Raw genomic sequence first — 20,201 nt, 5'->3', positions numbered from 1 at the left:
ACATTCCGAACCCGGAAGCTAAGCCTCACAGCGCCGATGGTACTGCAGGGGGGACCCTGTGGGAGAGTAGGACGCCGCCGAACAATCATTCAGAAAAGCCCCCGCCGGGTTAACCGGCGGGGGCTTTTCGCATTTCCGGAGCCTCCGGAGGACGGGACGGCGGGCGAAAAAATCTTGGCCGGGTCGTGTCGAGAACCCGTGGCCGGCTCCGTCCCAGGGGTGAGCGCGGCCACAATGGGTCGCACGAGCTCCGAAGGAGAAGCACGATGGCCAAGTACCTGCTGCTCAAGCACTACCGAGGCGCCCCGACCGCGGTCAACTGCGCGCCGATGGACCAGTGGACGCCGGAGGAGGTCACGGCGCACATCAAGTACATGCAGGACTTCGCGGCTCGGCTGGAGCAGACCGGCGAGTTCGTCGACGCCCAGGCGCTCGCGCCCGAGGGGTCGTGGGTCCGGTACGACGGCGAGGGGCGGCCGCCGGTGACGGACGGCCCGTTCGCGGAGACCAAGGACCTCATCGCCGGCTGGATGGTGATCGACGTGGACAGCCACGAGCGCGCCGTCGAGCTGGCCGGTGAGCTGTCGGCGGCGCCGGGGGCCGGTGGAAAGCCGATCCACGAGTGGCTGGAGCTCCGTCCGTTCCTGGCCATGCCGCCGACCGTCACGGAGTGACCTCTCCCGTGACCGTCCCGATGAACGAGGCCCTGATCCGGGGCCTCACCCCGGGTGTGCTGGCTGTCCTCGTCCGCCGCGGAGCCGACTTCGCGGCGGCCGAGGACGCCGTGCAGGAGGCGCTGGTGGAGGCGGTCCGCGGCTGGGCGAGCGATCCGCCGCGGGATCCGAAGGGCTGGTTGGTCACCGTCGCCTGGCGGAAGTTCCTCGACGCGACCAGGGCGGACACCGCCCGTCGCCGCCGGGAGGAACTGGTCGACCAGGAGCCGGAGCCCGGTCCGGCGGCCTCGGTGGACGACACCCTGCGGCTCTACTTCCTGTGTGCCCACCCGTCGTTGACGCCGTCCTCCGCGGTCGCGCTGACCCTGCGCGCGCTCGGTGGGCTGACCACCCGGCAGATCGCCCAGGCCTATCTGGTGCCCGAGGCGACCATGGCGCAGCGGATCAGCCGGGCCAAGCGCACCGTCTCGGCGGTCCGCCTCGACCGGCCGGGCGATGTCGCGACCGTGCTGCGGGTGCTCTACCTGGTGTTCAACGAGGGCTACTCCGGGGACGTCGACCTCGCCGCCGAGGCGATCCGGCTGACCCGGCAGTTGGCGGCGGCGATCGACCACCCCGAGGTGGCGGGGCTGCTGGCGCTGATGCTGCTGCACCACGCCCGGCGGGCCGGCCGGACCGGTCCCGACGGGAGTCTGGTGCCGCTCGCGGAGCAGGATCGGCGGCTCTGGGACACCGGTCTGATCGCGGAGGGCGTCGGGATCCTCCAGGCGGCCCTGGCCCGGGACCGGCTGGGCGAGTTTCAGGCTCAGGCGGCCATCGCGGCGCTGCATGCCGACGCGCCTTCCGCCGAGGAGACCGACTGGGTGCAGATCGTCGAGTGGTACGACGAGTTGGTGCGGCTGACGGACAGTCCGGTGGTGCGGCTGAACCGTGCGGTGGCGGTCGGTGAGGCCGACGGGCCACAGGCCGGCCTGGCGGCGCTCGGTGAACTGGACGAGGCGCTGCCCCGGTACGCGGCCGCGGCCGCGTACCTCCACGAGCGGGCCGGGGACCTGGCGGTGGCGGCCCGGCTGTACGCCGAGGCGGCCCGCCGGGCGCCCAACCTCGCCGAGCGCGACCATCTGACGCGCCAGGCGGCCCGGCTCAACGCCCGCCGCGGCAGCTGATCAGGGGACGGGGACTTGCCGGGCCAGGCTCAGAGCCGGCCGGCCGCCTTGAGCGCCAGGTAGGCGTCCGCCAGCGCCGGGGCGATCTGGGCCGGCGGGGCGTCGAGGACGGTGACCCCGCTGCGGGTGAGACGGTCGGCGGTGTGCCGGCGGTCGGCGCGGGTCTGCTCGGCGGCGGCGGCGCCGTAGACGGCCTCCACGGTGCCGCGGCCGGCGGCCAGCACGTCCAGGTGCGGGTCGGCGACGGAGGCGAGGACGACTTCGTGGCGCTTGGTGAGCAGCGGCAGCAGCGGGCGCAGGCCGTCCTCGACGGAGGCCGCGTCAAGCCCGGTGAGCAGGACGACGAGCGAGCGGTGCGGCGCCATCTTGAGTGCGGTGGAGACCAGCGAGCGCATGTCCGTCTCGTGCAGCGCGGGTTCCAGCAGGGCCATCGCGTTGGTGAAGGAGGGCAGGATCTCGCTGGGGGAGCTGCCGATGACCGAGGCGCGCTTGCGGGCGTCGTGGGCGAGCAGGTCGACCCGGTCGCCGGCGCGGGTGGCGAGGGCGGTGAGCAGCAGGGCGGCGTCGAGGGCGGCGTCCAGGCGGGGGGCGTCGCCGACGCGGCCGGCCGAGGTGCGGCCGGTGTCGAGGACGATCAGGATGTGCCGGTCGCGTTCGGGGCGCCAGGTGCGGACGGCGACGGTGTTGCGGCGGGCGCTGGCGCGCCAGTCGATGGAGCGGACGTCGTCGCCGGGCAGGTACTCCCGCAGTGAGTCGAACTCGGTGCCCTGGCCCCGGGTCAGTACGGAGGTCCGGCCGTCGAGTTCGCGCAGCCGGGCGAGCCGGGAGGGCAGGTGCTTGCGGCTGTTGAACGGGGGGAGGGCGCGGACCGTCCAGGGGACGTGGTGGGAGCCCTGACGGCCGGCCAGGCCGAGCGGGCCGAGCGAGCGGACCGTCACGCGGTGGGCGTGGTGGTCGCCGCGGCGGCCCGGGGTGAGCACGGTGACCGTCCGGCGCCGTTCGCCGCCGGGGACGGCGAGGGTGTGCCGGGAGGCGGTCTCGGAGGTGCCGGGGCGCCAGGCGGAGGGCGCCCAGGCGTCGCGGATCAGGGCGCGGAGCGGCCGTCCGGAGGTGTTGGTGACGGTCAGTTCGACCGAGGCGGTGTCGCCGAGCCGGACGGTGGTGTCGCCGCCCCGGGCGATCCGCAGGCTGCGGACGGGGGCGGCGAGCACCAGGTCGACCAGGACGGCGAGCAGGACGGCGCCGGTGACGGCCCCGATCCCGGTCCAGGAGGGCAGCAGGAGGCCCACGAAGAGCGCGCCGAGCGCGGCGATCAGGGCGGTTCGCCCGGTGAGGGCCATGCGGGTGCGCTCCTTCGGAAGCCCGGTGTGTTCGAGGACCGGTACGCCTACCGGTGGTGGATCAGCGGGGGGCGGGCGTCTGGGCGAGGACGGCCTGGATGACGGAGTCGGCGGTGACGCCCTCCATCTCGGCCTCGGCGCGCAGCGCGACGCGGTGCCGCAGCGTGGGCAGGGCGAGGGCCTTGACGTCGTCCGGGGTGACGTAGTCCCGCCCGGCCAGCCAGGCCCAGGCGCGCGAGGCGGCGAGCAGCGCGGTGGCACCGCGCGGGGAGACGCCGATGGACAGCGACGGGGACTGCCGGGTGGCCCGGCAGAGGTCGACGATGTACGCCAGGATCTCGGGCGAGACGGTGAGCTTGGCGATCTGCTCGCGGGCGGCGGCCAGGTGCTCGGGCCCGGCGACCGGGCGGACGCCGGCGGCGGCGAGGTCCTTGGGGTCGAAGCCGGAGGCGTGCCGGGACAGGACCTGGAACTCCTGGTCGCGGTCGGGCAGCGGGAGGATCAGCTTGAGCAGGAAGCGGTCCAGCTGGGCCTCGGGCAGCGGGTAGGTGCCCTCGTACTCGACCGGGTTCTGGGTCGCGGCGACCAGGAACGGGACGGGCAGTGCGCGCGGCTCGCCGTCGACGGTGACCTGCCGCTCCTCCATGGCCTCCAGCAGGGCGGCCTGGGTCTTGGGCGGGGTGCGGTTGATCTCGTCGGCGAGCAGCAGGTTGGTGAAGACCGGGCCGGGCTGGAAGGAGAACTCGGCGGTGCGGGCGTCGTAGACGAGCGAGCCGGTGACGTCGCCGGGCATCAGGTCGGGGGTGAACTGGATGCGCTTGGTCCCCAGGCTGAGCGCCGTGGACAGGGTGCGGACCAGCAGCGTCTTGGCGACGCCGGGGACGCCCTCCAGCAGCACGTGGCCGCCGCAGAGGAGGGCCACCACCAGGCCGGTGACGGCGGCGTCCTGGCCGACCACGGCCTTGCCGATCTCGGCGCGCAGGGCGGTCAGGGCCGTGCGCGGGTCGGTGGCGGGGGTAGCGGGCGCCGTGCCGGGGGTGATGCGGAGCTGGGCGGTTGCCTGTTCGGTCACGGGTTCCGTACCTGCCTTTCGAGGGCGTCTAGGTCGTCGGCGAGCCGCAGCAGCGCGGCGTCGTCGGTCGGGGGCGGGCCGTACAGCAGGGCCCGGACGTCCCCGGCGGGTCGTTCGGGGAGGCGGTCGGCGACGGCCGCGCAGAGTGCCTCCGGCTCCGGTGCGCCGGCCTGGAGCGGGAGGCCGAGGGCGGGGGCGAGGCGGTGGGCGGTGGCGCGGCGCAGCGCCTCGGCGGCGCGGCCGTGGGCCTTGGCCCGCCGGTAGAGGCGGGCGCGGCCCTCGGTGGTCTCGGCGGCGCGGACCACCACGGGCAGGTTCTCGCTGACCACCGGGCCGAGTCGGCGGGCGCGCCAGAGGGCGGCGAGCACGGCGGCGACGGCGAGTTGGTAGAAGGCCCAGTGCCAGCCCTTCGGGATGTAGTCGCCGAAGGTCTTGCGCTGGGTGCCCGCGGCGACCGGCGCGGAGTAGTCGGGCAGGTGCCAGGTGAGGCGGGGCTGCGAGCCGAGCAGGCCGAGGGCGAGCGAGGCGTTGCCGTCGTCGGCGAGGCGGCCGTTCTGCAGGAACTCGCCGCTGCCGAGCACGATGACGTCGCCGCCGTGGGCGGCGGGGGTGCTGACCAGCGGGTAGCCGTGGTGGTACGGGTAGCAGCCGTCGCCGCGGCTGCCGCTGGTGTAGAGCGTGCCGCCCATCGCGGCGCTGCCGGCCCGTACGGCCTCGGGGAGGGCGCAGCTCGGGTGGGTGCTGCGGACGGACGCGAACGGGACGCCGCCGACCTCGTCGGAGGTGCGGATGCCGGGGGCGAGCGCGCTGAGGGCCTCCGGGCCGGGGTTGATCAGGACCAGCCGCCGGTGCCGGGCGGCGGCGACGGCGTGCAGCTCGGTGGGGCTCAGCAGGTCGGGTTCGGGCAGCACCAGGGTGTCGGCGCCGTCGGCGGGGGCCGTGGGGTCGGTGCGCAGTTCGGTCCTGACGCCCTGGCCGTCGAGCAGGGCGACCACGGCGTGGGTGCCGTCGGCGTCGTAGGAGCGGGGGTCGAGCGGCGGGTAGCGGTGGCCGGTGTTGAGGACGGCGAGGCCGACGGCGGCGACCAGCAGGACGGCGAGGGCGACCAGGTACCAGCGGGCGCGGCGGGCCAGGCCGCGCCCGGTGGGGGCGAGGCTGGTCGGTGCGGCGTCGGCGGGGTGCTGGGCGGCGGGTCGTTCGGGGGCGGGGGGAGCGGGGACGGTGCTGGTCATGCCGCTCCTCCCGGGGTCGGGGTCGGGGTCGGCGCCGGGGCGGCGGCCGCGGCGTGGGCGAGCACCGGGCGGCTGCGCTCCAGGGCCCGGTCGAGGTCCAGCAGCAGCTGGTACGCGGCCTGGTCGGCGGTGCGCTCGCCGTAGGCGATGTCGTCGAAGGTGCGGGCGGCCGCGGTCAGTGCGGCGGCCTGCTCGGGCAGGGCCCGGCCGGCTTCGGCGGCGGCCTCGTCGGCGGTGCGGCCGGGGCGGGTGTCGAGCAGGGTGCGCTCCTCCAGGGCCCGGACCAGGGCGCGCATCTGCTCGCGGACGGCCTCGGTCCAGCGGCCGGCGGCGGCGTGCCCGGCGGCGTCCGCGCGGTACTGCGCGGCGGTGCGCGGGCCGTCGGCGCCGTACACGCCGTAGTCGGTGCGGGCGGCGCGCTTGGGTGCGCCGAGGCGCCACCAGAGGGCGGCGGCGATCACCGCGGCGACGATCAGGAAGAGCACCAGTCCGGTGGTGCCGTCGGTGCCCCCGCCGGACATGTCGCCCAGGGCGCGGTCGATGTGGTCCCAGATCCAGTCGATGACGCGTTCCAGGACGCTCGGGTCGTTCTTGTGGTAGTCGGCCTTGAGCAGCTCGTCGCGGGCGGCGTCGCGGGCCGGGTCCCGTGGAACGGTGACCGGGGCGCCGCCGGCGGCGAGGAGCCTGTCCCCCCAGATGGGCATCCGGTTCAGCGCCTCGCGGGGGTCTGGTCGGCCCGGCCGCTCCAGCCGGTGCCGCCCTGTTCGGGCAGTCCGGCGGCGCGGGCGAGCTCGATGTCCAGGGCCTCGCGGCGGATCCGCTGGTCGATGTAGACCAGCACGCCGACGGCGGCCAGGAACGGGGTGGTCAGGGCGGAGGCGATGATCCCGGCGACGGCGGTCAGCGCCATCATGCCGACCGACTCGTGGGCGGTGTCGCCGAGCCGCTCCATGGAGCCGAAGCCGAGGACCAGGCCGAGGAAGCTGAACGGGATGGCGAGCGTCACTCCGACGATCCCGGCCAGCACCCGGCTCAGCAGGACGATGCCGAGGATCCGCCACCAGGAGCCGCGGGCCAGCCGGCGGGAGCGCGAGAGCGCGGTCAGCACGCCCTGCTTCTCCAGCATCAGCGCGGGGGCGGCCAGGCTGTAGCGGATCAGCAGCCAGAGGCCGACCGGGACGGTCAGCAGGCCGACGAGGAACAGCAGGGCCGTGGTGCCGGGCGTGCCCGAGCCGCCCGCGGTGTAGCCGATCAGCGGGGTGAAGCCGAGCAGCACCACGCCGACGCTCATCAGGGTGGTGAGCACGGTGAGACCGAGCAGTTGCAGCAGCCGGGGGCGGGCGTCGCGCCAGGCGTCGCCGGCGGTCACCGGTCGGCCGAGGACGGCGCGGCTGACCACGATGGTGAGCAGGGCGACGGCCAGCGCGTCGAGCAGCAGCGTCAGCGGCATGGCGGCGAGCAGGGTGAGCAGCTGGGTGGAGGTGCCGGTACGGCCCTTGACCAGCAGCTTGGCGACGAAGGTGCCGGCCTGGTCGACGACGGCGATGCCGAGCGAGAGGGTCAGCGCGGTGCGCCAGTTGCGGCGGACGGTGGTGACGGCGCCGTCGAGGAGTTCGCCGATGCTGAGCGGGCGCAGCGGGATGACGCCGGGCCGGGGGCTGCGCGTGGTCTCCCAGCCGTACGGGCCCTGGCCGGAGGGCCGGCTGCCGGGGTTGGGCTGTCCGTACTGGGCGCCCCAGGCGGGTGCGGCCTGAGGGGGTGCCGACGGCCCGGGCACGGCGGCGGGCGCGTCGACCGGGGGCCGGGCGCCGTCGCGGGGCGGCTCGGACGAGCTGGGCGAGGCCCAGCCCGGAGTGTCGGTCATCACTGCTCCTCGGAGGGGCGTCCTGGGCGCGGCTCCGGGCGGATCTTCCGCCCGCGCGCAGCGCCCATCGTGCCATGGGGCCCGGAGACGCCCCAGGGGTATCCGGTTGCTGATCGACAACGGGGGCCGCCGGGGGGTCGGACGGCGGGTTCCGGACAGTTCGGCGGCGCTCCGAGGAGGGCTATTCGCCCGGTATGGCCGGAAATCGACGGCGGAGGAGTTGGCCGTTGTGGAGCAAAGGCACTGCTGTGCGGCAGGTCACAATCCGGTAATGAGAAGATGGACCCATGAAGGGACGCGTCCTCGTCGTTGATGACGACTCCGCACTGGCCGAGATGCTCGGCATCGTGTTGCGTGGTGAGGGTTTTGAGCCGTTTTTCGTCGCGGATGGGGACAAGGCACTAGCCGCGTTCCGGGAGAGCAAGCCCGACCTGGTCCTGCTGGACCTGATGCTGCCCGGCCGGGACGGCATCGACGTGTGCCGGCAGATCCGGGCCGAGTCCGGCGTCCCGATCGTCATGCTGACCGCGAAGACCGACACGGTCGACGTCGTGGTAGGCCTGGAGTCCGGTGCCGACGACTACGTCACCAAGCCGTTCAAGCCCAAGGAACTGGTGGCCCGGGTGCGCGCGCGGCTGCGCCGTGCCGAGGAGCCGACTCCTGAGCAGCTGACCATCGGCGATCTGGTGATCGACGTGGCCGGCCACTCGGTGAAGCGGGACGGGCGCAGCATCCCGCTGACCCCGCTGGAGTTCGACCTGCTGGTCGCGCTGGCCCGCAAGCCCTGGCAGGTGTTCACCCGCGAGGTGCTGCTGGAGCAGGTGTGGGGCTACCGCCACGCGGCGGACACCCGCCTGGTCAACGTCCACGTGCAGCGCCTCCGCTCCAAGATCGAGAAGGACCCGGAGCGCCCCGAGATCGTGGTGACCGTCCGCGGCGTCGGCTACAAGGCCGGACCCAGCTGACGTGACGGACCGGGCTGACGAGACCCCGTCGGGTTCCGCGACCGACGGGGCGGGGGCCGTGCGCGGGGACGTGCTGAGTTCGACCACCCGCCGCCGTCGCGGCCCGTCCGGAGTGTTCGGTCTGATGAAGCGTCAGCTCAGGCGTCCGGCGCGCCGGGTCACCGCGCTGTACCGCCGGTCGATCCAGTTGCGCGTGGTCGCGGTGTCCCTGCTGGCCTCCATCGCGGTGGTCCTGGTGCTGGGCGTGGTCGTGGTGGCGCAGGTGCGCACCGGCCTGCTCGACACCAAGATCGACGCGGCCCGGGCGCAGGCCCGGATCGGCTTCCAGGTCGAGCAGAAGAAGATCGACGAGGCCCGGGACCAGGCCCTGCGCGGCGCCGTCGACCCGAGCACCGGGGAGACCGGCACCTGGCTGCTGCGCCAGGTCAACGACCTCGCCGCGAGCGGGCAGACGGTCTACTCGGTGATCGCGATGGCCCCCGGCACCGGGACGGTCGTGCCGGACAGCGCCGGCTTCGCACCGCGCTACTCGGGCGACATCCAGCCCAGTAGCATCCCGGACAGCCTGCGCGCGAAGCTCTTCGAAGAGCCCGGCCAGATGTTCGACCAGCCGACCCGGATCCACCGCTCGCCCGAGGGCGGCGGCAAGAGCGAGCCCGGACTGGCCCTCGGCATGCAGTTCGTCGGCCCGGCCGACACCAGCTACCAGCTGTTCTACGTGTTCTCTTTCGGCCAGGAGACCGACACCCTCAACCTGATCACCGGCACCCTGGCGACCGCCGGCGTGTTCGTGGTGATCCTGATGGGCGGCATCGCCTGGGTCGTGGTGCGCCAGGTGGTCACCCCGGTCCGGATGGCCGCGGGCATCTCCGAGCGGCTCGCCGACGGACACCTGGAAGAGCGGATGAAGGTGACCGGGACGGACGACATCGCCCGCCTCGGGGAGTCGTTCAACCGGATGGCCAACGCCCTCCAGGCGCAGATCCGCCAGCTGGAGGAGCTCTCCCGGGTGCAGCGGCGCTTCGTCTCGGACGTCTCGCACGAGCTGCGCACCCCGCTGACCACGGTCCGGATGGCCGCCGACCTGATCTACGACAGCCGCGAGGACCTGGACCCGATGGCGGCCCGCTCGGCGGAGCTGCTCCAGGGCCAGCTGGACCGCTTCGAGTCGCTGCTCGCCGACCTGCTGGAGATCAGCCGCTTCGACGCCGGCGCCGCGATCCTGGACGCCGAGCCGGTCGACCTGCGGGAGATCGTCGGCCGGGTGGTCGAGGCCGCCGAACCGCTGGCCGAGGCCAAGGGCAGCGCCGTGGTGATCCGCGGTGACGGCGAGCCCGTGCTCGCCGAGGTGGACTCCCGCCGGATCGAGCGCATCCTGCGCAACCTGGTGGTCAACGCGCTGGAGCACGGCGAGGGCCGCGACGTGGTCGTCCGCCTCGGCTCGGCCGACGGCGCCGTCGCGGTCGGCGTGCGCGACTACGGCATCGGACTCAAGCCGGGCGAGGCGTCCCGGGTGTTCCACCGCTTCTGGCGGGCGGACCCGTCCCGGGTGCGCACCACCGGCGGCACCGGGCTGGGCCTGTCCATCGCGGTCGAGGACGCCCACCTGCACGGCGGCTGGCTCCAGGCCTGGGGCGAGCCCGGCGGCGGCTCGCACTTCCGGCTGACCCTGCCGCGCACCCGCGGCGGCGAGATCAACCGGGCGCCGTTCCGGCTGGAGCCGGAGGACTCCCGCAACAACCGGGGCCTGGGCGCGTACGGCACGCCGTACCGGCGGGCGATCGCCCCGGCGGGCGCCACGGCGATGACCGCCGCCGAGGAGCAGGCCGAGGCGCCGGAGGGGCCCGGCAACGGGCTGGGCAGCGGGCTCGGCGGAGTGCTGAACATCGGCCCCGGACTGGGCCGGAACCGACTGCCCGAGGGGCCGCGCGCGGACCCCTCGGACGTGCGGACGGCGGGGGCCGGTTACGGCGTCATCGGCGCCCAGGTCATGGTGGACCCGACGCCCGGACGGCCGTCGGTGGCGCAGCGTACGGCGGAGCCGGACATGACGGGCGGGACGGACCTGGAGGGGTCGCAGCGTGCGAAGGACGAGCAACAGCACTAGGGCCGTGCCCCGGCGTCGGCCCGCGGGCGGGCTGCGGTCCATAGCCGGGCTGCGGTCCGTGGCGGGGCGTCGGTCCGTGGCGGGGCGTCGGTCCGTGGCCGGGAGCGCGAGGACCGGCCCCGCGCCGCTGCTCGTGGCGGTGGCCGGCGCGGTGCTCGTCGCCCTGGTGGCGAGCGGCTGCGCGGCCATGCCGGACTCCGGCGGCATCACCAAGGTGGAGCTGTCCCAGGGCTCGGCCGACAAGAACCTCCAGGCCAGGGTCTTCCCGGTGGCGCCCGGCAAGGGCGCCAAGCCGCGCGAGCTGCTGACCGGGTTCCTGGACGCGGTGACCGCCGACGAGGGGTACGAGACCGCGCGCAAGTACCTCACCGAGCGCGCCGCGGCGGCCTGGAACCCGGACGCGGGCATCCAGGTGCTGTCCGCCACGAAGATCCCGCTGGACCAGCCCGCCGACACCGACACCAAGTACTCGTCGACGGTGTCCGGGCAACTGGTGGCCAAGGTCGACGAGAAGCACTCCTACCTGCTGGTGGCGGGGCAGAACAACAACGTCTTCGACTTCACCTTCGTGCGGGAGCACGACGGCGACTGGCGGATCGATTCGCTGCCGCCCGGCGTGATCATGAACGAGACCAACTTCCGGAACAGCTTCCGGCAGGTCGAGCGCTTCTTCTACACCACCCCCGACCCGTCGGTGCCGGCCCCCGGCAACGGCGGCCAGGAGGTGCTGATAGCCGACCCGATCTACCTGCGCCGCCGGATCGACCCGCTCGCCTCGGCCGCCAAGGCGCTGGTCTCCGGGCCCTCGACCTGGCTCTCGCCGGTGGTCCGGACGGCCTTCCCGACCGGCACCACGGTTGACAAGGTGAGCATCGACGACAGCCGGATCGCCCACGTCCAGGTCGGCGGGGCCGACCTGGCCGACCCGGTGGCCTGCCGCCGGATGGCGACCCAGCTCTTCTACACCTTCGCCGACCAGGGCAAGGGCCAGGTCGAACGGCTGGAACTGCGCGGGCAGCGGGGCTCCTGCACGGCCAGCCGCACGGACGACCCGGCCGTCGGCCCCGGCGCGCTGGCCGGGCGACTGCCCGTGCAGCAGTACTACCAGCGCGCCGACAACGGCGCGCTGATGGCGGCCGACGACGGGCACACCGGGGACCCGGTGCCCGGGGTGCTCGGCAAGCCGCACGCGGCCGGGGCGCCCGTCCTGGGCGCCGTCGCGGTCAGCCGGGACGGCACCCAGGCCGCCGCGCTCTCGGACGACGGCCACCAGCTCTACGCGGTGCCGCTGCAGCCCGGCACGGCGACGATGCCCGAACCGGTGCTCAGCTCCCCGGCGAAGGCCGGCGCCAAGGACGACGGCTTCACCTCGCCCAGCTGGGACGGCCGCGGCGACCTCTGGGTGGTGGACCGCAACCCGCAGAACCCGCGGGTGGTCATGGTGCGCGGCGGCAAGTCGTACACCGCGTCGGTGGACGGGCTGACCGGGCAGACGGTGCAGGCGTTGAAGCTCTCCTCGGACGGCGCCCGGATCGCCCTGGTGGTCAAGTCCCCCGGGGTGAACGGGAGTTCACTGATGTTCGGGCGGGTGGAGCACGGCGGCACGCCGCAGGCGCCGACCGTGCGGATCACCGGCGTCCGTCCGGCGGCCCCCTCGCTCGTCGACGTCGCCTCGGTGTCCTGGTCGGAGACCGACCAGCTGCTGGTGCTCGGCAAGGAGCAGGACCGCCCCCAGCAGCTGTACTACATCAGCACCGACGGCTCGCAGAGCACGGACGGTCAGCTGCAGACCGGCAACGGCCTGCCGTCCTCCCCGCAGTCGATCTCGACGGCGGAGTCCCGCGGGTACATCCTGGCCCAGCCCTCGCCGGTGCTCGCGGTGGCCGCGGGCACCGTCTACCGGCTGGTCAACAACCAGTGGCGGGAAGCCCAGTTGGTGGACAAGGCCCGCTCGTACTTCTACCCGGGCTGACCTCCGGACCGTCAGGCCCTAACCGGCGGGGTGCACCGTGGTGGCCGCGACGGTGGCGGCGGCCCGGGCCGGCAGCCCGGCGTCGGCCAGTGCCCTGGCCGCCTCGGCCAGGCTCGCCCCGGTGGTCACCAGGTCGTCCACCAGCACCGGTTGACGGCCGGCCAGGCCCCGGCGGGCGCGCGGCAGGACGGTGAGCGCGCCGTGCAGGTTGCGCCGCCGCTCGGCGGCGTTCAGCCCGGTCTGGTCGGCGACCGGGCGGGCGTGCCGCAGCAGCGGCGCGGCCCGGGCGTCCAGGCCGGCCCGGCGCAGCGAGCGGGCGGCGGCCCCGGCCAGCCGCAGCGTCGGGTCGTGCCCCCGGGCGCGCACCGCGGCGCGGGCCGAGGGCATCGGGACCAGCAGCAGCGGCGCGGCCCCGGCCCGGGGCCCCAGGGCGGAGCGCACCGCCCGTCCGAGCGCCTCGCCGAGCGGCCCGGCCAGGCGCAGCGCGCCGCGTTCCTTGTGGGCGAGCAGCAGTTGCCGCACCGGGTCGGCGTACGGCGCGGCCGCGTGCGCCCAGGGCAGCAGGGTGGGGCCGGGCCGGGTGGCGGTCAGTGCGTGCCGGCAGGCCGGGCAGAGCTGGGTGCGCTCGGCGCCGCAGCCCGCGCAGTCCGCGGGGAGCAGGACGTCCAACAGCCCGGCCAGTGCGTGGTCGAACGGTGTCCGTACGGACGGCGGACGGGCGGGCAAGGGGGTCGGCGGCACGGCTGCTCCTGGCGGCTTGGGCACGGAGAGTCAGCAAAGGATGCGCCGTATGGGGGGCGTTGTCCAGGTATTTACCCATACTTCACTCCGAGGAGGGTAGACAGGGTGCAACAGTTTGACCGCCCGCTCCCAGCGTCGCCCGAAGTATCGGGTCGTACTCCCCTTCCCGCCCGGGGAGGCGAAAACCCCGCGTGAGGTGTTCGATAAGGCTCCAGGGGGTTTCAACCGTCCCTGATGGGGAGGAAGTGAGATGAGGGCCAGTCGTTCCGCCGCTGGCGGCGGAGCGGGGGGCCGGCAGTGGATGGGCTGGTCCAGCTGGAGCTCAGTCCGGTCCGGTAGCACCCGGATCGGCGTCAGCACGAGGGATCGGAGTTCTGCGTGGACATCGTCGTCAAGGGCCGCAAGACCGAGGTGCCCAAGAGGTTCCGCGAGCACGTGGCCGAGAAGCTGGAGAAGGTCCAGAAGTTCGACGGCAAGGTGATCAGCCTCGACGTCGAGGTGTCCAAGGAGCACAACCCGCGGCAGGCCGACCGGTCCGACCGCGTGGAGATCACTCTCCGTACCCGGGGCCCGGTGATCCGGGCCGAAGCCGCCGCCGGGGACCCGTACGCGGCGCTCGACCTGGCTTCGGCGAAGCTCGACGCGCAGCTGCGCAAGTCCGCGGACCGGCGCCGGGTGCACAAGGGCGGCGCGAACGGCCGCACCCCCATCAGCGTCGCCGAGGCGACCGCGGCCCTGGCCGCGCTGCCCGAGACCACGGCGCACGAGGGCGAGACCAACGGGGCCGTCCGCAAGACCATGATGGGATCCCTGGAAGTGGAGGGCGAAGGCCCGCTGGTGGTCCGGGAGAAGACCCACTCGGCCGCCCCCATGGCGCTGGACCAGGCGCTCTACGAGATGGAGCTGGTCGGCCACGACTTCTACCTGTTCGTCGAGAAGGACAGCGGCCTGCCGAGCGTCGTCTACCGCCGGCACGGCTACCACTACGGCGTCATCCACGTGCAGCCGGACATGGCGGCCGGCGTGGCCAGCGGCGCAGGCGGTGCGATCGGTCGGTCCGTCGACGAGGACTGACCGTCCCGGCAGTTGAACACGGAGGGGTGACCCCGGCGGCAGCGACCGCCGGGGTCACCGGCGTTCCGGGGCGTTCCACGCGTTCCGGGCACCGGCCGGTGGGACGGGTTCGAACGGGGCGCCGGCCCGTTGTGTCCAGGGGTCACCCGATGCGGGGGAATCGGCGTCGGAGGGTGACCGCGGCGGTGGCGGGGCGTGGAATGATTGGGCGCACGTCGACCCGCGAAGGGGGAGGAGCGGATGGGGGATCACTTCGGGCTGGGGCCCGCTGGGGGACCGGTCACCGGATTGCCGCCGGGGCCGGAGGAGGAACCCGCGTACGCGCCGCGCCGGGGTGAGCCGATCCGCGTCCTGGTGGTGGACGACCACGCGTTGTTCCGCCGCGGGCTGGAGATCGTGCTGGCGGAGGAGCCGGACATCAAGGTCGTCGGCGAGGCGGGGGACGGCGCCGAAGCCGTGCTCAAGGCCGCCGACCTGCTGCCCGACATCATCCTGATGGACGTCCGGATGCCGCGCCGCAGCGGGATCGAGGCCTGCACGGCGATCAAGGACGTGGCGCCCAGCACCAAGATCATCATGCTGACGATAAGCGACGAGGAGGCCGACCTCTACGAGGCGATCAAGGCGGGGGCCACCGGCTACCTGCTCAAGGAGATCTCCACCGACGAGGTCGCCACCGCGATCCGGGCGGTCGCCGACGGGCAGTCGCAGATCAGCCCGTCGATGGCCTCCAAGCTGCTCACCGAGTTCAAGTCGATGATCCAGCGGCGCTCCGACGACCGGGACCTCGTCCCGGCTCCGCGGCTCACCGACCGGGAGCTGGAGGTGCTCAAGCTGGTGGCGACCGGGATGAACAACCGGGAGATCGCCAAGGAGCTGTTCATCAGCGAGAACACGGTGAAGAACCACGTCCGCAACATCCTGGAGAAGCTCCAACTGCACTCCAGGATGGAGGCCGTGGTGTACGCGATGCGGGAGAAGATCCTCGAGATAGGGTGACCGGCGCCCGCCGCCGCGCTACTGCGCGAGCAGCTTCTCCAGGGTCGGGCGCAGCCGTTCGTCGTGCAGCGCCTCGACCCGCACCCCGTCGCAGCCGACCCAGGTGGCCGCCTCGCGCAGGGCGGTGGCGAGCGCCTCCACCTGCCGGGCGCCGCCGGGGCCGTCGGTCAGCGAGACCTGCCGGGCGACCAGCGTGCGGCCCTCCCGGGCCGGGTCGACCCGGCCGACCAGCCGGCCGCCGGTGAGCAGCGGCATCGCGAAGTAGCCGTGTACCCGCTTGTGCCTGGGGGTGTAGGCCTCCAAGCGGTGCGTCATGCCGAAGATCCGCTCGGTGCGGGCGCGGTCCCAGATCAGCGAGTCGAACGGCGAGAGCAGCGTGGTGCGGTGGCGCCCGCGCGGGACGGTGGCCAGCGCGGCCGGATCGGCCCAGGCGGCGGCCCGGGTGCCGTCCGGGCCCCAGCCCGCCACCTCGACCGGGACCAGCCCGCTGTCCGCGAGCACCCGGTCCAAGTCCTCGGCGCGCAGCCGGTGGTAGTCCTGGAGGTCGGCCCGGGTGGCCACGCCGAGCGCGGACCCGGCCTGGGCCACCAGGGTGCGCAGGCACTCCTCGTCGGACCGGTCCTGCCCGAACAGGGCGTCGGGGACGGCCTGTTCGGCCAGCGCGTAGACCCGCTTCCAGCTCCGGCGGTCGGTGCAGACCACGTCGCCGAAGGCCAGCGCCCGTTCCACCGCGATCTTGGTGTCGGACCAGTCCCACCACTCGGCCGTCCGCTTGGCCCCGCCCAGCTCGGTGGCGGTCAACGGCCCTTCGGCGCGCAGCTTGTCGAGCACCGCCCGGTACGTCTCGGGCGCGACCTGGTGGCTCCAGAGGTTGCCGCGCTCGCGGTAGCGGCGGCGCCGGAAGGCGAACAGCGGCCACTCCTCGACCGGCAGGATGCAGGCCGCGTGCGACCAGTACTCGAAGGTGGTGCCCGCGCCCCAGTAGGCCGCCTCGACCGCCGGACGGCCGACCGCGCCCAGCCGGGCGTAGGGCACCAGCTCGTGCGAGCGGGCCAGCACCGAGATGGTGTCCAACTGGACGGCGCCCAGGTGCCGCAGCACTCCGCGCGCGCCGGCCCGGCGGTCGGGCGCGCCCAGCAGGCCCTGGGCGCGCAGGGCGATCCGGCGGGCGTCGTCGGCGCCCAGGACGGTGACGGGCGCGGGCCCGGCAGCGGCAGCGGTCATGCCGGCGAGCGTAGCCGGGGGGACTGACAGCGGGCCGGGGCCCCGGGGGCCTGCGCGGGGACCTACGCCGGGACCTGTGCCGGGACCGGCCCGGGGCGGCCCGGGTGGTCGGGCCGGGCGGTGCGGGCGGCGCGGAGGCGGTCAGTCCAGGTCGGCGGGGAGCAGGGAGGCGACCCAGGCGTCCTGGAAGACCCCGCGCTGGTCGGCGTACGAGCGCAGGGTGCCCTCGTGGCGGTAGCCGACCCGCTCGGCGACGGCGCGCGAGCCGTCGTTGCCGACGTAGGCGAGCCACTGGAGCCGGCGCAGTCCGAGGTCGGTCAGTGCCCAGCGGGCGACCGCGCGGGCCGCCTCGACGGTGTAGCCGCGGCCGCGCTGCTCCTTCACCGTCCACCAGCCGACCGAGGCGGCGGCCGGGTCGCCCGGCTTGCGGGTGACCGCCTGGGCGCCGACCAACCGGCCCGTCCCGCGCTCGACCACGCACCAGATGAACTCGGAGTCCTTGGCCACGCCCTCGGGCGCCAGTGTGCGGACGAAGAACTCCGCGTCCTCGCGGCGGTAGGGCACCGGGACGACCGTCCAGCGCTGGATCTCGGCGTCCTGGCAGGCCGCGAAGATCGCGTCGATGTCGGACTCCTGCGGGGCCCGCAGGACCAGGCGGTCGGTGGTGAGGGTGACGAGTTCGTTCCGGGGCTCTTCCATGGGTGGATTATTTCTCCGTAGGAGGAATGCGGGCATCCGAATCCCGGGCCAACTCCCCGGCCCGTCGACCCTTTTGTCCCGGTGGACGGTGCTATCGGTCCATGTGCACGGGCGGGTGACACGGGAATACCGTGCTGACGCACCTCCCGGCGCATTGGACTCCTCGCATACGATGGCCCGTGCGGTGGGGTGGACCCCCCGTGCAGTCGTCCAGTGCCAATACAGGCAAGGAGCCCGCTCAAGTGTCCGTCTTCGACAAGATCCTGCGCGCCGGCGAGGGCAAGATCCTTCGCAAGCTGCAGCGGATTGCTGCCCAGGTCAACTCCATCGAAGAGGACTTCGTCAACCTCACCGACGCCGAGCTGCGCGCGCTGACCGACGAGTACAAGCAGCGGCTCGCCGACGGCGAGACGCTGGACGACATCCTCCCCGAGGCGTTCGCCACCGTCCGCGAGGCCGCCAAGCGCGTGCTCGGCCAGCGGCACTACGACGTCCAGATCATGGGCGGCGCGGCCCTGCACCTCGGCTACGTCGCCGAGATGCGCACCGGTGAGGGCAAGACCCTCGTCGGCACCCTGCCCGCGTACCTGAACGCGCTGACCGGCAAGGGCGTTCACCTGATCACCGTCAACGACTACCTCGCCGAGCGCGACTCGGAGTGGATGGGCCGGGTGCACCGCTTCCTCGGCCTCGAAGTCGGCGTGATCCTGGCGAACATGACGCCCGCCGAGCGCAAGCGCCAGTACGCGATGGACATCACGTACGGCACGAACAACGAGTTCGGCTTCGACTACCTGCGCGACAACATGGCCTGGTCGAAGGACGAACTCGTCCAGCGCGGCCACAACTTCGCGGTGGTCGACGAGGTTGACTCGATCCTCATCGACGAGGCCCGCACCCCGCTGATCATCTCCGGCCCGGCGGACCAGGCGACCAAGTGGTACGCCGACTTCGCCAAGCTGGTGCTGCGCCTCAAGATCGACCGCGACTACGAGGTCGACGAGAAGAAGCGCACCGTCGGCGTCCTGGAGGAGGGCGTCACCCGGGTCGAGGACTACCTGGGCATCGACAACCTCTACGAGTCGGTGAACACCCCTCTGGTCGGCTTCCTGAACAACGCCATCAAGGCCAAGGAGCTGTACAAGAAGGACAAGGACTACGTCGTCATGAACGGCGAAGTCATGATCGTCGACGAGCACACCGGCCGCATCCTGGCCGGCCGCCGCTACAACGAGGGCATGCACCAGGCGATCGAGGCCAAGGAGGGGGTGGAGGTCCAGAACGAGAACCAGACCCTGGCCACCATCACCCTGCAGAACTTCTTCCGCCTGTACGACAAGCTCTCCGGCATGACCGGTACCGGCACCACCGAGGCCGCCGAGTTCCACCAGATCTACAAGCTCGGCGTGGTGCCGATCCCGACCAACAAGACGCCGCTGCGCATCGACCAGCCCGACCTGATCTACAAGTCGGAGCCGGCCAAGTTCGCCGCCGTGGTCGAGGACATCGCCGAGAAGCACGAGAAGGGCCAGCCGGTGCTGGTCGGCACCGTGTCGGTCGAGAAGTCCGAGTACCTGTCGCAGGAGCTGCGCAAGCGCGGCATCCCGCACGAGGTGCTGAACGCCAAGCACCACGAGCGCGAGGCGCAGATCGTCGCCCAGGCCGGCCGCAAGGGCGCCGTCACCGTGGCCACCAACATGGCCGGCCGTGGCACCGACATCATGCTCGGCGGCAACCCGGACCACCTGGCGGCGGCCGAGCTGGCCCAGCGCGGGCTCTCCCCCACGGAGAACCCGGAGGAGTACGAGGCCGCGTTCCCGGAGGCGCTGGAGAAGGCCAAGGCCTCGGTCAAGGCCGAGCAGGACGAGGTCAAGGAGGCCGGCGGCCTCTACGTCCTCGGCACCGAGCGGCACGAGTCCCGCCGGATCGACAACCAGCTGCGCGGCCGCTCCGGCCGTCAGGGCGACCCGGGCGAGTCCCGCTTCTACCTGTCGCTCGGCGACGACCTGATGCGCCTGTTCAAGGCCGGCATGGTCGAGCGCGTGCTCTCGATGGCCAACGTGCCCGAGGACGTGCCGATCGAGTCCAAGATGGTCACCCGCGCGATCGCCTCCGCGCAGACCCAGGTCGAGCAGCAGAACTTCGAGATCCGTAAGAACGTCCTCAAGTACGACGAGGTGCTCAACCGCCAGCGCGAGGTCATCTACGGCGAGCGCCGCCGCGTCCTGGAGGGCGAGGACCTCCAGGAGCAGGTCGGCCACTTCATGGACGACACCGTCGAGGCCTACGTCAAGGCGGCCACCGGCGAGGGCTTCGAGGACGACTGGGACCTCGACAAGCTCTGGACCGCGTTCAAGCAGCTCTACCCGATCACCCTGGACCTGGCGGAGCTGGAGGAGGAGGTCGGCGGCCCGGCCGGCCTGACCCCGGAGTTCCTGATCAAGGTCGTCCAGGAGGACATCCAGGCGCAGTACGGCGCCCGCGAGGACCAGCTCGGCGAGGAGATCCTGCGCGAACTGGAGCGCCGCGTCGTGCTGTCGGTGCTGGACCGCCGCTGGCGCGAGCACCTCTACGAGATGGACTACCTCCAGGAGGGCATCGGCCTGCGGGCCATGGCGCAGCGCGACCCGCTGGTCGAGTACCAGCGTGAGGGCTTCGACATGTTCACCGCGATGATGGAGGGCATCAAGGAGGAGTCCGTCGCCTACCTGTTCAACCTGGAGGTCCAGGTCGAGCAGCAGGTCGAGGAGGTGCCGGTGGCGGACGCCGAGGTGCTGCTCGACAAGCTGGAGAAGGACGCCGCCCGCCCGGAGATCAAGGCCAAGGGCCTGGAGGCCCCGAAGCCGCAGCGGCTGCACTACACGGCCCCCTCGGACGAGGTCGGTGGCGGTGTCATCGAGGGCGACTTCGAGGACGTCGTGCCGGACGACGAGGGCGACGGGATGACCCGCGCCGAGCGCCGCAAGGCCGCCAAGTCCGCCAAGGGCCGCCGCCGCAAGGCCTGAGCCGGCCGCAGTACGCCGCACAGGGCGCCGCCCCGGTACCGGGGCGGCGCCCTGCGCCGTCTCCCGG

Annotated in this window: 16 protein-coding genes and 1 rRNA gene; 9 read left to right on the top strand and 8 right to left on the bottom strand. The window is 73.3% G+C overall.

Translation table 11 applies throughout. The features are described 5' to 3' along the window. The 3 genes from rrf to ACZ4W5_RS26930 form a co-directional block, all read left to right on the top strand. Positions 1–83: ribosomal RNA gene (gene rrf, locus ACZ4W5_RS26940) — 5S ribosomal RNA — on the top strand; the annotation flags it as partial. Between the two features lie 183 nt (positions 84–266). Continuing rightward, complete coding sequence (locus ACZ4W5_RS26935) at positions 267–674, top strand: YciI family protein (protein WP_465657418.1); 408 nt, start codon at positions 267–269, stop codon at positions 672–674. A gap of 20 nt (positions 675–694) precedes the next feature. Then, positions 695–1,840, top strand: coding sequence for an RNA polymerase sigma factor (locus ACZ4W5_RS26930; RefSeq protein WP_465657427.1), 1,146 nt, complete (start codon positions 695–697; stop codon positions 1,838–1,840). 29 nt (positions 1,841–1,869) lie between these two features. On the opposite strand, the gene ACZ4W5_RS26925 is transcribed toward ACZ4W5_RS26930, so the two are convergent. From ACZ4W5_RS26925 to ACZ4W5_RS26905, 5 genes are all read right to left on the bottom strand, one after another. Then, positions 1,870–3,180 carry a DUF58 domain-containing protein gene (locus tag ACZ4W5_RS26925; protein WP_465657416.1) on the bottom strand — a complete coding sequence of 437 codons (1,311 nt, stop codon included), beginning with the start codon at positions 3,178–3,180 and terminating at the stop codon, positions 1,870–1,872. 61 nt (positions 3,181–3,241) lie between these two features. Next, entirely contained in the window at positions 3,242–4,222 is a 981-nt protein-coding gene (locus ACZ4W5_RS26920) for an AAA family ATPase (RefSeq protein WP_360244565.1), read from the bottom strand. Positions 4,223–4,248: 26 nt separating this feature from the next. Then, positions 4,249–5,484 (bottom strand): DUF4350 domain-containing protein, encoded by a 1,236-nt coding sequence (locus tag ACZ4W5_RS26915; RefSeq protein WP_465657415.1) that lies wholly within the window; start codon positions 5,482–5,484, stop codon positions 4,249–4,251. Continuing rightward, positions 5,481–6,188, bottom strand: a complete 708-nt coding sequence (locus ACZ4W5_RS26910; RefSeq protein WP_465657414.1) for a DUF4129 domain-containing protein — start codon at positions 6,186–6,188, stop codon at positions 5,481–5,483. The genes ACZ4W5_RS26915 and ACZ4W5_RS26910 overlap by 4 nt, the downstream gene beginning before the upstream one ends. Positions 6,189–6,193: 5 nt before the next feature. Beyond that, a complete protein-coding gene (locus ACZ4W5_RS26905) occupies positions 6,194–7,348 on the bottom strand; it encodes a DUF7847 domain-containing protein (RefSeq protein ID WP_360244492.1) in 1,155 nt (384 codons plus the stop codon). Between the two features lie 287 nt (positions 7,349–7,635). On the opposite strand from ACZ4W5_RS26905, the gene mtrA reads away from it, so the two are divergent. From mtrA to ACZ4W5_RS26890, 3 genes are all read left to right on the top strand, one after another. Beyond that, on the top strand, positions 7,636–8,313 hold the full coding sequence (mtrA, locus tag ACZ4W5_RS26900) for an MtrAB system response regulator MtrA (protein WP_030283937.1): 678 nt from the start codon (positions 7,636–7,638) through the stop codon (positions 8,311–8,313). 124 nt (positions 8,314–8,437) lie between these two features. Beyond that, a complete protein-coding gene (mtrB, locus tag ACZ4W5_RS26895) occupies positions 8,438–10,420 on the top strand; it encodes an MtrAB system histidine kinase MtrB (RefSeq protein WP_402486218.1) in 1,983 nt (660 codons plus the stop codon). 94 nt (positions 10,421–10,514) lie between these two features. Next, the gene (locus ACZ4W5_RS26890; RefSeq protein WP_465657411.1) at positions 10,515–12,392 is read left to right on the top strand and encodes an LpqB family beta-propeller domain-containing protein; all 1,878 of its coding nucleotides are present in this window, start codon (positions 10,515–10,517) and stop codon (positions 12,390–12,392) included. A gap of 18 nt (positions 12,393–12,410) precedes the next feature. Here the strand turns inward: ACZ4W5_RS26890 and ACZ4W5_RS26885 are convergent, their stop codons facing one another. Continuing rightward, the gene (locus ACZ4W5_RS26885) at positions 12,411–13,052 is read right to left on the bottom strand and encodes a ComF family protein (RefSeq protein ID WP_402486258.1); all 642 of its coding nucleotides are present in this window, start codon (positions 13,050–13,052) and stop codon (positions 12,411–12,413) included. Between the two features lie 459 nt (positions 13,053–13,511). Between ACZ4W5_RS26885 and hpf the strand changes: the two genes are divergently transcribed. Both hpf and ACZ4W5_RS26875 read left to right on the top strand, forming a co-directional pair. Beyond that, the gene (gene hpf / locus ACZ4W5_RS26880) at positions 13,512–14,207 is read left to right on the top strand and encodes a ribosome hibernation-promoting factor, HPF/YfiA family (protein WP_360244504.1); all 696 of its coding nucleotides are present in this window, start codon (positions 13,512–13,514) and stop codon (positions 14,205–14,207) included. Positions 14,208–14,447: 240 nt separating this feature from the next. Then, entirely contained in the window at positions 14,448–15,206 is a 759-nt protein-coding gene (locus ACZ4W5_RS26875; protein ID WP_375882957.1) for a response regulator, read from the top strand. 18 nt (positions 15,207–15,224) lie between these two features. Here ACZ4W5_RS26875 and ACZ4W5_RS26870 read toward each other — a convergent pair whose 3' ends face one another. Next, on the bottom strand, positions 15,225–16,430 hold the full coding sequence (locus ACZ4W5_RS26870; RefSeq protein ID WP_465657408.1) for a winged helix-turn-helix domain-containing protein: 1,206 nt from the start codon (positions 16,428–16,430) through the stop codon (positions 15,225–15,227). 141 nt (positions 16,431–16,571) lie between these two features. Continuing rightward, positions 16,572–17,129, bottom strand: a complete 558-nt coding sequence (locus tag ACZ4W5_RS26865; RefSeq protein WP_465657407.1) for a GNAT family N-acetyltransferase — start codon at positions 17,127–17,129, stop codon at positions 16,572–16,574. A 242-nt stretch (positions 17,130–17,371) separates the two neighbouring features. Here ACZ4W5_RS26865 and secA point away from each other — a divergent pair, with 242 nt between their 5' ends. Next, the gene (secA, locus tag ACZ4W5_RS26860; RefSeq protein WP_360244517.1) at positions 17,372–20,134 is read left to right on the top strand and encodes a preprotein translocase subunit SecA; all 2,763 of its coding nucleotides are present in this window, start codon (positions 17,372–17,374) and stop codon (positions 20,132–20,134) included. Positions 20,135–20,201: the final 67 nt, after the last annotated feature.

This window comes from Kitasatospora sp. NPDC029367 (assembly GCF_055569135.1).
This window is presented reverse-complemented; position numbering and strand designations above follow the sequence as displayed.